The organism is Mesorhizobium sp. M0011, from assembly GCF_040324155.1.
In the GTDB taxonomy this organism is placed as follows: domain Bacteria; phylum Pseudomonadota; class Alphaproteobacteria; order Rhizobiales; family Rhizobiaceae; genus Mesorhizobium.
Window position 1 is genome coordinate 83,315 of the sequence record NZ_JAMYVQ010000022.1, and the last position, 13,355, is coordinate 96,669.

A 13,355-nucleotide genomic window follows, 5' to 3' on the forward strand; every position below is an offset into this window, starting at 1 on the left:
CGCTACTCGGCCGCGGCGCGGATGCCCGGCATGTCTGGAAAGGTGCAGATGACGGTCGTGCCCTTGTCCTTGCCGGTTTCGATGCGAACGCTGCCGCCATGCAGCTCGACGAAGCTCTTGACGATCGACAGGCCGAGGCCGGCGCCGCGCCGGCGGCCGCCATTGGCGCGCGGCTCGAAACGGCGGAACACCGAATCAAGCACATCCGGTGGCATGCCGGGGCCGTCGTCATGAACCGAGAATTCCACCCCATCCGCCAGATGGCGGCAAGTGAGCCGGATGATGCTGGCTTCCGGGGCGTAATTGGCGGCGTTGCTGAGCAGATTGTAGAGGATCTGGCGGACGCGGACCTCATCGCCATGAAACGTCTTCGGCGCCGCGACGGCGTCGACCTGGAGACTGATCGAATGCTCTTCCAGCCGGTCGGCCACCAGTTCGGCCGCAGCGGCGATGGTGCGATCGACCTGCACCTCGGAAATGTCGAGCTGCATGATGCCGGCGTCCACCGTCGCCAAGTCGAGGATATCGTTGACGATGGTGAGCAGGACCGAGGAGGACGAGCTGACATGCTCGACATATTCGCGCTGCTTCTGCGTCAGCGGACCGGTCGTGGGCTGCGACAGGAGTTCGGTGAAGCCGATGATGTTGGTCAGCGGCGAGCGCAGTTCATAGGAGACGTGCTGGACGAATTCGTTCTTGAGCTGGTCGGATTTTTGCAGCGCCTCGTTCTTGTCCTTCAGCGCCCGCTCGACATGGACGCTGTCGGTAACGTCGACGAAGGTCATCATCACCTGCCCGTTGGGCAGCGGGATCATGGCGTAACTCAGCACATTGCCGTTGTTGAGCTCGGTCTGTCCGTGGCGGTCGCGGCGCTCGTCGTCAAAGCCGGTGATGGCGGCAACGAAGCTGGGCCAGGGGCTGTCCGCGGCCTGCCGGTCGCAGAGGTCACGTATCGCCGACACATGGACGCTGGGCTTGGCCGCTTCACCGCTCAATCCCCAGAGAGTGGCAAAGGCGGGATTCGACAGCCGGAGCCTGCCGTCGGGTCCGAACACCGCCACGCCTTCGGCAAGATTGTCGAGCGTTTCGCCTTGGACCCGCACCGCTGTCTGGTAGCGGCTCTCGAGGTCCATCTTCTCGGTCAGGTTCTCGAACACCCAGGTCACGCCGCCCTTGGGCTGCGGGTTGGCGACGACGCGAATTGTCTTGCCATCCGGCAGATGCCACCAATGTTCCTGGGATTCGACGGCGCGATAGGCGCCGAGCAGGCCTTCCTTCCAGCGGCGCCATTCAGGCTGTTCGGCGATCTTGCCTTCGCTGCGCAGCCGGTCCAGCAGCAAGGCATTGTCGGGTGCGCTGTGCAGGAAGCCGGCGTCCAGCCCCCAAAGCTTCTGGAAGGCCTGATTGAAGAACCGCAGCTTCTCGTCGGTGTCGAAAATGGCGACCGCCGTGTTGAGCTGGTCGAGCGTGTCGGCGTGGCTTCGCACGGTCCGTTCGTATTCGCCGCGAACGGTCTCGATGGCACTGGTGTCGCAGGCAAGGCCGGCCGAGCCATCGCTGCCGGCGAAATCGGTGACCGCGAACACACGGCGGTCACCTTCGATCACGGTGGACAGCGACTGCTCGAAAACCGGATGCGTCTTGTGCTGGGCGGCAATAGCATCGCGCGCCTGGCCGCCGAGGAACTCCTTTTTCTCCCGAACCGCGGCTTCGGCATTTTCGGCTTCGACGGCATCGGCATAGGCGCGGTTGACCCACTTCAACCCGCCATCCTCGCCGCGGAGCCATGCCGGCATGTTCAGCGCGTCGAGCAGGCCGATCATCGTGTCGTGGTCGGCGGCCAGCCGCTGGTTCTCGATCTTCAGCCTGGCCTGGCTGCGCTGCGTCTCCGAGAGCGAGACAAAACGCACGAGCACATGCGCGGCACTCTTGCGGCCATGCACTTCGAGCGGCGCGCCGGCCTGCGATTCGATGACGAGGTCGAAGGGTCTGGCCTTTTCGCGCAATCCCGCGACGGCATGTTCGAGTGCCGCCGCCGAACGCGGCATCAGCCAGCGGCCGAAAGCAAGAAAAGCGGCCCTATCCTCGGGAGCGCCGCTTTCGACGGGCAATGTGCCGATGAGCTCGGGCTTCTTGTTTTCCGCGGCCCAGACGACGACGCGCTGGTCGCGCAGATTGAGCAGCGCCTCCGAACGGCGGAGCGCCGCGTTGATGTCGGCCAAGCGGCTCCTGAGTTCGACATTCTCCGCCGAGGTGCGGGCTCTTTCGCGGATGAGAACGATGGCCGATATCAGCGCGGCACCAGTCACGCCGACGAACACGGCAAGCTGCATGACCTCGATGGCGCTCAGCGACAGTCCGGCGACGCTGGCAGCAGCGGTTTCGGCATGCGCGACGGCGCCAGCCAAGGGGACCGTGAGCGCGGAGGTGGCAAGAAATGTCGACGCGCGGGCGCGCCAGGACAGGCTCCCGCCTTCCAGGGCGGAGCCAGCAATCCCCGAATCGTCATGGCCGCCGGAAACGGCCCGTCCCGCTCTGTGCGGGTGTTGCCCCGGCATGTCTTGGTCCTCTCCGCCGCCTGAATGCAAGACCGCCCTGATGCGTGCCTCTCTTGACCCTCTCGGGCTGGAAGCATCGCCGAATCACCTGACAATAACCCCTCGCCGAATCGCCGTGAAGGCTGATGCGCGCAAAAATATGGCCGGGCGAAAAGTCAATCGCCCGGCCTCAATATCTGGTAGCAATTTTAGCTTTGGTTAATAGCGGTAGTGTTCCGGCTTGAACGGACCCTGCGGCGTGACGCCGATATAGGCGGCTTGTTCACCCGACAGTTCGGTCAAGCGGGCGCCGAGCTTGTCGAGATGCAGGCGCGCGACCTTTTCGTCGAGATGCTTGGGCAGGACATAGACCTGGTTCTCGTACTGGCCGGGCTTGGTGTAGAGTTCGATCTGGGCCAGCACCTGGTTGGTGAAGGATGCCGACATGACGAAGCTCGGGTGGCCGGTGGCGTTGCCGAGATTGAGCAGCCGCCCTTCCGACAAAAGGATCATCCGCTTGCCGTCCGCGAAGGTGATCATGTCGACCTGCGGCTTGACGTTTGTCCATTTCAAATTGCGCAGCGCGGCGACCTGTATCTCATTGTCGAAATGGCCGATGTTGCCGACGATGACCATGTCCTTCATCGAGCGCATATGGTCGAGGGTGACGACATCCTTGTTGCCGGTGGTGGTGATGACGATGTCGGCGGTGGGGGCCGCATCTTCCAGCGTGACGACTTCAAAACCGTCCATCGCCGCCTGCAGGGCGCATATCGGATCGACCTCGGTGACCTTGACGCGGGCGCCGGCGCCCTTGAGCGAGGCCGACGAGCCCTTGCCGACGTCGCCATAACCGCACACGACAGCGACCTTGCCGGCCATCATCGTGTCGGTGCCGCGGCGGATGCCGTCGACCAGCGATTCCTTGCAGCCATATTTGTTGTCGAACTTCGACTTGGTGACCGAGTCGTTGACGTTGATGGCGGGGAAGGGCAGCAGGCCCTTCTTCTGCAGTTGGTAGAGCCGGTTGACGCCGGTGGTCGTCTCTTCGGTGACACCGCGGATCGCCGCCTTCTGCTTGGTGAAGAAGCCGGGCGAAGCCTTCAGGCGCTTCTTGACCTGGGCGTAGAAGTATTCCTCTTCCTCGCTCTGCGGGTTGGACAGCACATCCTCGCCTGCCTCGGCGCGGGCGCCGATCAGGATGTACATGGTGGCATCGCCGCCATCATCGAGGATCATGTTGGAGAGGCCGCCATCGGCCCACTGGAAGATCTTGTCGGTGTAGTCCCAATACTCCTCGAGCGACTCGCCCTTGACGGCGAACACCGGGATGCCGGCTTCGGCGATGGCCGCGGCCGCATGGTCCTGGGTCGAGAAGATGTTGCAGGAGGCCCAGCGGATATCGGCGCCCAATTCCTTCAGCGTCTCGATCAGCACCGCCGTCTGGATCGTCATGTGCAGCGAACCGGTGATGCGCGCGCCCTTGAGCGGCTGCTTGGGACCGAATTCCTCACGGCAGGCCATCAGGCCCGGCATTTCGGTTTCGGCGATCTCGAGTTCCTTGCGGCCCCAGCCGGCAAGCGAGATGTCGGCGACCACATAGTCCTTGCTACCCGTCATGGCAGTACTCCGATGCGAATGTTGTGCTTGCGAATTTGTTGCGGACACGCCCGCGCCGGTCGGCGCGTCGAAGGGCGCGAATTGCCGGCCTGACTAGCAGATCGGAGCAGGGTCGACAATGGGATATAAAGAAATCTTTATCCCTGCATGTCTCTCAGACGCGCATCTGCACTCAGCATTCCTCGCCAAAGCGGGACGCCACCAGCTGCTCCAGCGCGTCGATGACCTGCCGGGCCTCCGGCCCGCTGGCGGTGACGCGGATCGAATAGCCGGGGCTTGCCGCCAGCATCATCAGGCCCATGATCGAGGTGCCGCCGACCTTGACGCCATCCTTCTCGACATGCACCGAGGCATCGAAGCCGCTGGCCAGCTGGACGAACTTCGCCGAAGCGCGCGCATGAAGGCCACGTTGGTTGATGATGGGAAAATCCCGGACAATTTGGTCTTTTTCCGGGGACAGCGCGGTCATTTGCTGCTCAGGAGCTGGCTGGCGACGTTGATGTATTTGCGGCCGGCGGCCTGAGCCTCATCGAGCGCGGCGGCCATATTGTCGCCCTTGCGGATCGAGGAGAGCTTGATCAGCATCGGCAGGTTCATGCCGGCGATCACCTCGGTGCGGCCGGATTCCATCACCGAGATGGCAAGGTTGGAGGGCGTGCCGCCGAACATGTCGGTCAGCACGATGACGCCCGCCCCGGTATCGACACGGGCAACAGCGTCGACGATGTCGCGGCGACGCTGCTCCATATCGTCGTCGGCGCCGATCGCCACGGTTTCGAAATTGTCTTGTGGCCCGACGACATGTTCCACGGCATGTCGAAACTCGGCGGCCAGTTGACCGTGCGTTACAAGCACGAGTCCGATCATTCTTTGGTGGCTCCCGTCATCGCCGCTTCACAGGCGCATTTTATGCTCGCCAGCCATTCCAGGCGGCGGGAGCGCTATCTTGTCGACGCGCGGCCCGTTGACAAGCCCAAAATTGCGCAGGCCCATGCCATTTTGACGCATTGCAGCAGAAAACCCGGGGCAGATCATAGAAAAGGCGCGATCGACAGCCGCGCCATCACGGCGGGCAAGGCCGTGGCGGCGTTACGCTCGGCAAGGTCGATACGCGGCACTGGGCAGCCTGCGACCGGCTCGCTGATTTCCTCCTGGAAGCGGGCCATCTCTGCCTTTGGCACCAGCCTCACATGCAGGTCGATCACTCCACCCGGCTCGAACGGCAGCGGGCGCGGCATGAACCCAGGCACTTCGGCAAGACCGGCGATGGTCGCCGGCACGCGACAGACCAGTCGCCCGGAGCGGGCCGCGGCAAGCAGCCTGTCGTCACCGATCAACCGCGAGAACAGCCCGCGCGCGCGGCAATGGTCCAGGAGTGTCAGCGCCAGCGTCGTCTTGCCGGCACCAGACGGCCCGGTGATAAGGACGCCGCGCTCGCCGATCAGGATCGCGGTTCCGTGAATGTTTTCAGGCTGCGCAACTGGATCATGCACGATCTTGCCCGAAAGCCGGTTCCCACTTTTCGGGATCATGCTTCGGCCGGCAGCGTCACGACAAAGCGCGCGCCCTTGATCTCGCCGGGCTTGGTGCCAGGGATGTTCTCGGCGGTCAGCGTGCCGCCATGGGCCTCGACGATCTGCCTGGATATCGACAGGCCAAGGCCCGAATTCTGGCCGAACGCCTCGCCGGCAGGCCGGTCGGTGTAGAAGCGTTCGAAGATGCGGTCGATGTTGTCGGCACGGATGCCGGGACCATTGTCGTCGACGGTGACGATGTTGAACTTGCCGGCGCGTGCCAGCGACAGGCTGATATGGCCATGGTCCTCGGGAACGAAGGAACGGGCGTTCTCGATCAAATTGGTGATGACCTGGCCTATGCGAAGATCATGCCCGACGACGACATAGCCTTTGACGCCCTGCGGCAGCTTGGCGACCTTGAACTCGATCTCGACCGCCTTCTTGTTGCGCGTGGCTTCACGCGAAACGGCGACGAGATCGGTGATGAATTTCTTCAGGTCGACCGTTCCGGCATCTTCACGCGCCAGCTCCGCATCAAGGCGTGAGGCGTCGGAAATATCGGTGATGAGCCTATCCAGCCGCCTGACATCGTGCTGAATGATGTCCATCAGCCGCCCGCGCGAATTGTCATTCTTGGCCAGCGGCAAGGTTTCCACCGCGCTGCGCAGCGACGTCAGCGGGTTCTTCAGCTCATGCGATACGTCGGCCGCAAAGCTTTCGATCGCTTCGATGCGGGCGTAGAGCGCGTTGGTCATGTCGCGTATGGCGATCGACAGATTGCCGATCTCGTCCTGGCGGTCGGAAAAGTCCGGGATTTCCTCACGGCTTTTGACGCCGCGCCGCACCCGTACCGCCGCTGCCGACAGCCGGCGCAGCGGATTGGCGATGGTGGAGGCGAGCAGCATCGACAGGATGGCGGTGACCAAGGCCGCGATGCCGAAGACGCGCAGGATCGCCTTGCGCTCGGCGGCGACGATCTTGTCGATGTCGCCGCCTTCGGTCGACAACATCAGCACGCCGAGAACGGCGCGGAAGCGCTGGATCGGCACCGCCACCGAAACGATCTGCTCGCCCTGTTCCGAGACGCGCACAATGGTCGACGGACTGCCGGTGAGAGCCTTGACCACTTCCGGGAAAGCGGCGCCATTGCCGCCCGGCTGCTCGTGATAGACCGGCAGCTCGGTGTTGCGGAAGAAGTCGAAGACGAATTTCTGGATGCGCTCGACAAGATCGGGCTCTTCCTCTTCAACCGGCGGCAGGTCGTAGCGCAGGATCTGGCCGCGCGAATAGAGGTGGCGCGAATCGAGCAGCAGATTGGCGTCGCGGTCATAGATGCGTGCGCGGGTCCTGGTCGGCGAGATCAGCCTTCTCAGCACCGGCGCGACCCGCTCCGGGTTGATCGGGAAGTCGAGATTGTCGAGCTGGTCGGAGCCGGGTCCCAGGCTTTCGCCGGCCTGCAGCTCAAGCAGCTTTTCCGGGTCGATGCTGATCGAATCCGTCTCGACGGTCGCCGACGCGGCAATGGCGCCGGCGATGATCTCGCCCTGGGTCATCAGGCTTTCGACGCGGGCGTCGATCAGTCCGTCGCGGAAGGTGTTGAGATAGAGGATGCCGGTCACCAGGACGGCGAGGCCGGCAAGGTTGAGGAACAGGATACGCCGCGTCAGGCTGGAAAAGATATGATGACCAAGGAAGCGGCGCATCGGCACCGTGATCTTCGAGACGAAGGACGGCATGATCCGCGACGGCCGCCTGGAGGCGCCCGCCGGTCTTGTTCGCTGTGCTTCCACTGCCATCGAATAGCAGGCCCTGCTACTTACGCTTCGCGGAACCGGTATCCGACTCCGTAAAGGGTTTCGATCATCTCGAAGTCGTCGTCGACGGCCTTGAACTTCTTGCGCAGGCGCTTGATGTGGCTGTCGATGGTGCGGTCGTCGACATAGACCTGTTCATCATAGGCCGAATCCATCAGCGCATCACGGCTTTTTACGACGCCTGGACGCTGCGCCAGCGAATGCAGGATCAGGAACTCGGTGACGGTGAGCGTCACCGGCTCGCCTTTCCAGGTGCAAGTGTGGCGCTCCTGGTCCATGACGAGCTGGCCGCGCTCGAGCGAGCGGGCCTGCTGGCTTGGCGTCTTGGCGGCAGCCTCGCGGGCACTGGCGCGGCGCAGCACGGCGCGCACGCGCTCGACCAGCAGGCGCTGCGAGAAGGGTTTGCGGATGAAGTCGTCGGCGCCCATCTTGAGACCGAACAACTCGTCGATCTCATCGTCCTTGGAGGTCAGGAAGATCACCGGCAGGTCGGACTTCTGGCGCATCCGGCGCAGCAGTTCCATGCCGTCCATGCGCGGCATCTTGATGTCGAGGATGGCAAGGTTCGGCGGGCGTGCCGCCAGGCCTTCCAGCGCCGACGCACCATCCGTGTAGGTCTCGACGCGATACCCCTCGGATTCCAAGGCGATCGACACCGATGTCAGAATGTTGCGGTCGTCATCGACAAGCGCGATTGTTGCCATTTCAAGCGGCTCCCTCATGAGCTGTCCCTTCTGTCGTAGAGAAGGGGCTTTTGCAGGACAAATTAGGTACAAAATGTGGCATAGGCCTTGTCCGCTGTCACGCGCGGCATGCCGGCGGCCACAATCCTACCTCGACATGGGTTGGACGAACGTACATCGCCAATCCTTTGGGCAACCGCGAAACTTTTTGCACATATAAACGATTTAAACAACTTTCAAAATATTTAAATCGATTAATGATTTGATATCATTTGCCTTTTCTGGTTCTGACCATCTCAGCCCGCGTAGTGGGCGTGCTGGAAACGTGCCGGCAAAGATGCGGCAAATCCAAGAGGGACACTCGATGTCGGAAGTCGGCAAACGCAATTCCGCCTGCGCGATCGATCATATCGGCCTGAAAACCACCGGCGTGGTGCACTATAATTTCGGTGCGGCTACCCTTTATGAGGAATCGATCCGGCGCGGCGAGGCCCGCTTGACCGCCCATGGCGCGCTGGTCGCCGAGACCGGCCAGCACACCGGCCGCTCGCCCAAGGACAAGTTCGTCGTCCGCAACGGTGACACCGAACCACATGTCTGGTGGGAGAACAACAAGGCGATCTCGCCGGCCCAGTTCGACACGCTGCTCGCCGATTTCCAGGCGCATGCCGCGGACAAGGATCTATACGTCCAGGATCTGGTCGGCGGCGCCGATGCGGAGTCGAGGCTGCCGACCAGGGTGATCACCGAATTTGCCTGGCACTCGCTGTTCATCCGCAATCTGCTCATTCGTCCCGGTGCCACCGAACTCGAGCAGTTCGTGCCCGAGATGACGATCATCGACCTGCCGTCCTTCCGCGCCGATCCCCTCCGTCACGGCAGCCGCACCGAAACGGTGATCGCCGTCGATCTTTCGCGCAAGATCGTGCTGATCGGCGGCACCTCCTATGCCGGCGAGATGAAGAAGTCGGTGTTCACCATGCTCAACTATCTCCTGCCGGCGAAAGGCGTGATGCCGATGCATTGCTCGGCCAATGAGGGTGCGGCCGGCGACGCCGCCATCTTCTTCGGCCTGTCGGGCACCGGCAAGACGACGCTCTCGGCCGATCCCTCGCGCACGTTGATCGGCGACGACGAGCATGGCTGGGGACCGCACGGCATCTTCAATTTCGAAGGCGGCTGCTACGCCAAGACGATCAAGCTGTCGGCGGAAGCCGAGCCGGAAATCTTCTCCACCACGCAGCGCTTCGGCACGGTGCTGGAAAATGTCGTGCTCGACGCCGATGGCGTGCCGGATTTCAACGACGGAAGGCTGACCGAAAACACACGCTGCGCGTACCCGCTGGACTTCATCCCCAATGCCAGCAAGACCGGCCGCGCCAACCATCCCAACAACATCATCATGCTGACCGCCGACGCCTTCGGCGTGATGCCGCCGATCGCGCGGCTGACCCCGGCGCAGGCGATGTATCACTTCCTCTCCGGCTACACCGCCAAGGTGGCCGGAACCGAAAAGGGGGTAACCGAGCCCGAAGCGACGTTTTCGACCTGTTTCGGTGCGCCGTTCATGCCGCGCCATCCTTCCGAATACGGCAATCTGCTGCGCGAGCTGATTGCAGGCCACGGCGCCGATTGCTGGCTGGTCAATACCGGCTGGACCGGCGGCGCCTACGGCACCGGCAAGCGCATGCCGATCAAGGCGACGCGCGCCTTGCTTGCCGCCGCACTTGACGGCTCGCTGAAGACGGCCGAGTTCCGCACCGACCCTCATTTCGGTTTCGAGGTGCCGGTGGCTGTCCCGGGCGTCGACAGCGGCATTCTCGACCCGATGATTCTGGACCCCCGGGCGACCTGGGCCGACAAGGCCGGCTATGACCGGCAGGCGGCAAGGCTGGTCGGCATGTTCGCCGTCAATTTCGAGAAATTCGAAAGCCATGTCGACGCCGTGGTGCTGGGCGCCGCGCCGCGCATGCAGGAAGCGGCGGAGTAATCGCGCCACAGGGTTCAGCTTTCGTTGAAAGGCCCGGTTCGATCGGGCCTTTTCTTTTTCGATCCGCCGCGCCATGACTGCGGCATGGCGAGCGACGACAACATCATCATATCAGGCGATGCGGTTATCCATCCGGGCGACCTGCACGAGGATTTCATCCGCTCGTCCGGTCCCGGCGGTCAGAACGTCAACAAGGTGGCGACGGCGGTGCAACTGCGCTTCGACGCGGCCAACGCAACGGGTCTGTCGGAGCGCGTGCGCGAGCGGACGATCAAACTTGCCGGCCAGCGTGCCACCAAGGACGGTGTCATCGTCATCGAGGCAGGCCGCTTCCGCACCCAGGAACAGAACCGGGCGGATGCGCGGGCACGGCTGACGGCATTGGTCGCCAAGGCCGCCGAACCGCCACCGCCGCCGCGCAAGAAGACACGGCCATCGAAGGGCGCCGTGGAGCGGCGGCTGAAGAGCAAGGCCGGGCGCGGCACGATCAAGAAGCTGCGCGGCCGGGTGGAGAACGATTAAGCACCACACCAATCACGCGCACAAAACGACTTCCCATTTTGGGCCGCAGATGCAAGGTTCAACCATTGCCATTAGCAAGGGAGACCCAAGGATGGGCATGTTCGATTTCGTCAAGAGCGTCGGCAAGAAACTGGGCATCGGCGGTGACGACGAAGCCGCACCCTCGGCCGACACACTCAAGAAGGAGCTCGATTCGCACAAGCTCGGCACCGATGGCGTCGACGTCGTCGTCAAGGGCGACACGGCGGTGCTGAAGGGTGTGGTCAAGGACCAGTCGATCTTCGAAAAGGCGGTCATCGCCGTCGGCAACACGCTCGGCGTCTCCAAGGTGCAGGCGGACGAATTGCAGGTCGCGCCAGCACCTGGCACGGCCGCCGTCCCCGCCCAGGAGCCCACCTTCTACACCGTGAAGAAGGGCGACAATCTCTGGAAGATCGCCGAGAAAAGCTACGGCAAGGGCCAAGGCGTCAAGAACACGGTCATCTTCGAGGCCAACAAGCCGATGCTGACCCATCCCGACAAGATCTATCCGGGCCAGGTGCTGCGCATCCCAGATCTCGCCTGATCGAGGCGATTGCCAATTTGCGAAAAGCAATTCCAGGAAAAGTGTGAAACGGTTTTCCGTTCGGAATTGTGCCAAACAAAGAGTTAGAACGGCGGCTTTCGGGTCGCCGTTTTCATTTGATCGTGACATTTTACGGTTCCGAACCATCCGGGAGGTGACCGAATCCGTGCTCGTTCTGCCCAAAGGTGTCCGCCACATGCCGGCTTACCTGTCACGCAGTGTCCAGGAGACGCTGGTCGATGAGGTGCGAAGCATCGTGCAGCAAGCGCCGCTGTTCGTGCCTGCCATGCCGCGCACCGGTAAGGAGATGAGCGTGCGCATGACCAATTGCGGCCCGCTCGGCTGGGTCACCGACAAGGAACAGGGCTACCGCTACCAGCCGACGCATCCCGCGACAGGCTCACCATGGCCGCCAATCCCGGAGGCGCTGCTCGAGCTGTGGCGGCAGGTATCGGGCTATCCCAATCCACCGGAAGCGTGCCTGATCAATTTCTACACGCCGGATGCAAAAATGGGGCTGCATCAGGACCGCGACGAGGCTGATTTTTCGGCGCCGGTCGTCTCCGTCTCACTGGGCGACGATTGCCTGTTCAGGGTCGGCCAGACGACGCGTGACGGGGCGACCCGGTCGTTCAGGCTGCAAAGCGGTGACGTCGTGGTGCTCGGCGGCGAGGGGCGGCTGTGCTTTCACGGCGTCGATCGGATCTATCCCTCGACCTCGGCACTGCTGAAAAACGGTGGGCGGATCAATCTGACATTACGACGGGTGACGAAGCCGGCCGTCACAGCTTCCTGAGCGCCACTTCCTCGATCAGGTGGTCGGCGCCCTTGCGCAGGATGAGGTCGGCGCGCGCTCGCGTCGGCAGAATGTTCTCGCGCAGATTCTTCAAATTGATGTTGGTCCACAGGCCTTCGGCGATGGCGCGCGCCGAACCCTCCGACAGCTGCGAATAGCGGTGAAAGAAGGAGTCCGGGTTGCGGAAGGCGGTCTCACGCAGCCGCATGAAGCGGGAAATGTACCAGTTGTGGATCAGCTTTTCGTCGGCATCGATGTAGATGGCGAAGTCGAAGAAGTCCGACAGGAAAGGGACGATCTTGCCGTCCTGCGGCAGCTTGCCGGGCTGCAGGACATTGATGCCTTCGAAGATCAATATGTCGGGCCGGTCGATGGTGACGAACTCGCCAGGAATGACGTCATAGGTCAGGTGCGAATAGACAGGCGCGCGGACATCGGGCAGCGCCGACTTGATGCCCGACAGGAAGCGCAGCAGCGCGCCCACATCGTAGCTGTCGGGGAACCCCTTGCGCTCCATCAGGTTCTCGCGGCGCAGGACCTCGTTGGGCAGCAGGAAGCCGTCGGTGGTGATGAGATCGACCTTGGGGCTCGACGGCCAGCGCGCCAGCAGTTCCTTCAGCACGCGTGCGGTGGTCGATTTGCCGACGGCGACCGAACCGGCGATGCCGATGATGAAGGGCGTCTTGACCACGTCGACCGCGTTGAAGAAGGCCTGGCGTTGCCGAAACAGCAGCTGGCTCGCTTCGACATGCGCGGACAAAAGCCGCGACAGCGACAGATAGATGCGCGTGACCTCTTCGAGATCGACCGGATCGTTGAGCGAGCGCAGGCGGCGGAATTCGTCCGCGCTCAGCGTCAGCGGCGTGTCGGCACGGAATTGCGACCATTGATCGGCGGAGAAGAAACGAAAGGGGGAATATTTCTCGGTTGGCGCGAGCTGATCCATCGAGATACCTGCCCTCCTCGCGGTCAGCCCTTGGGCCGTGACGCCTTCTCGGCGATGCCCGAACGCCGGGTGCGGCCTTCGAGTTCCCTAAGCACGTCGCTCAGCGGAACCCCGGAGAGGCCGAGAACGACGAGCCAATGATATATAAGATCGGCACTTTCCGAAACGAGGGCCGGTTTGTCACCCTTGACGGCGGCAATCACCGTCTCGACCGCCTCCTCGCCGAGCTTCTGCGCCGCCTTGTCGATGCCGCGCGCGAACAATTTTGCCGTCCACGAGTCCGGGTCGCCGGAATGGGCACGTTCCCTGATGGTTTCTTCAAGATCTGACAGCGAAAACTCAGCCATGGCGTCATCTATCTGCTT

The 13,355-nt window shown here is 62.8% G+C and carries 13 protein-coding genes; 4 read left to right on the plus strand and 9 right to left on the minus strand.

All coding sequences use genetic code 11. The features are described 5' to 3' along the window. Positions 1–2 precede the first annotated feature (2 nt). The 7 genes from NKK51_RS22615 to NKK51_RS22645 form a co-directional block, all read right to left on the minus strand. Positions 3–2,558: a sensor histidine kinase gene (locus NKK51_RS22615; RefSeq protein WP_352554643.1), complete on the minus strand. Its 2,556-nt coding sequence runs from the start codon at positions 2,556–2,558 to the stop codon at positions 3–5. Between the two features lie 198 nt (positions 2,559–2,756). Beyond that, positions 2,757–4,157 (minus strand): adenosylhomocysteinase, encoded by a 1,401-nt coding sequence (gene ahcY, locus NKK51_RS22620; RefSeq protein WP_023810629.1) that lies wholly within the window; start codon positions 4,155–4,157, stop codon positions 2,757–2,759. A gap of 172 nt (positions 4,158–4,329) precedes the next feature. Next, positions 4,330–4,626 (minus strand): HPr family phosphocarrier protein, encoded by a 297-nt coding sequence (locus tag NKK51_RS22625; protein ID WP_027039963.1) that lies wholly within the window; start codon positions 4,624–4,626, stop codon positions 4,330–4,332. After that, positions 4,623–5,024 (minus strand): PTS sugar transporter subunit IIA, encoded by a 402-nt coding sequence (locus NKK51_RS22630; RefSeq protein ID WP_023761135.1) that lies wholly within the window; start codon positions 5,022–5,024, stop codon positions 4,623–4,625. Before NKK51_RS22630 ends, NKK51_RS22625 begins: the two co-directional genes overlap by 4 nt. A gap of 164 nt (positions 5,025–5,188) precedes the next feature. After that, positions 5,189–5,689, minus strand: a complete 501-nt coding sequence (locus tag NKK51_RS22635; protein ID WP_352554644.1) for an HPr kinase/phosphorylase — start codon at positions 5,687–5,689, stop codon at positions 5,189–5,191. Then, a complete protein-coding gene (locus NKK51_RS22640; RefSeq protein ID WP_352554645.1) occupies positions 5,686–7,470 on the minus strand; it encodes a sensor histidine kinase in 1,785 nt (594 codons plus the stop codon). The genes NKK51_RS22635 and NKK51_RS22640 overlap by 4 nt, the downstream gene beginning before the upstream one ends. Before the next feature lie 20 nt (positions 7,471–7,490). After that, positions 7,491–8,192 carry a response regulator transcription factor gene (locus tag NKK51_RS22645; protein ID WP_013528337.1) on the minus strand — a complete coding sequence of 234 codons (702 nt, stop codon included), beginning with the start codon at positions 8,190–8,192 and terminating at the stop codon, positions 7,491–7,493. A 343-nt stretch (positions 8,193–8,535) separates the two neighbouring features. Here NKK51_RS22645 and NKK51_RS22650 point away from each other — a divergent pair, with 343 nt between their 5' ends. The 4 genes from NKK51_RS22650 to NKK51_RS22665 all read left to right on the plus strand — a co-directional run bounded on the left by NKK51_RS22650 (position 8,536) and on the right by NKK51_RS22665 (position 12,044). Further along, positions 8,536–10,161 carry a phosphoenolpyruvate carboxykinase gene (locus NKK51_RS22650; protein ID WP_352554646.1) on the plus strand — a complete coding sequence of 542 codons (1,626 nt, stop codon included), beginning with the start codon at positions 8,536–8,538 and terminating at the stop codon, positions 10,159–10,161. Positions 10,162–10,245: 84 nt separating this feature from the next. Continuing rightward, a complete protein-coding gene (gene arfB, locus NKK51_RS22655; protein WP_023810634.1) occupies positions 10,246–10,683 on the plus strand; it encodes an alternative ribosome rescue aminoacyl-tRNA hydrolase ArfB in 438 nt (145 codons plus the stop codon). A gap of 91 nt (positions 10,684–10,774) precedes the next feature. Then, positions 10,775–11,248, plus strand: coding sequence for a peptidoglycan-binding protein LysM (gene lysM / locus NKK51_RS22660; protein ID WP_352554647.1), 474 nt, complete (start codon positions 10,775–10,777; stop codon positions 11,246–11,248). Positions 11,249–11,414: 166 nt separating this feature from the next. After that, positions 11,415–12,044 carry an alpha-ketoglutarate-dependent dioxygenase AlkB family protein gene (locus NKK51_RS22665; RefSeq protein ID WP_352554648.1) on the plus strand — a complete coding sequence of 210 codons (630 nt, stop codon included), beginning with the start codon at positions 11,415–11,417 and terminating at the stop codon, positions 12,042–12,044. Here the strand turns inward: NKK51_RS22665 and coaA are convergent. Together coaA and NKK51_RS22675 are read right to left on the minus strand one after the other, a co-directional pair. Next, positions 12,031–12,990 (minus strand): type I pantothenate kinase, encoded by a 960-nt coding sequence (gene coaA, locus NKK51_RS22670; protein WP_027039969.1) that lies wholly within the window; start codon positions 12,988–12,990, stop codon positions 12,031–12,033. The genes NKK51_RS22665 and coaA overlap by 14 nt on opposite strands. Positions 12,991–13,013: 23 nt before the next feature. After that, on the minus strand, positions 13,014–13,337 hold the full coding sequence (locus NKK51_RS22675; RefSeq protein WP_352554649.1) for a phosphoribosyl-ATP diphosphatase: 324 nt from the start codon (positions 13,335–13,337) through the stop codon (positions 13,014–13,016). Positions 13,338–13,355 lie beyond the last annotated feature (18 nt).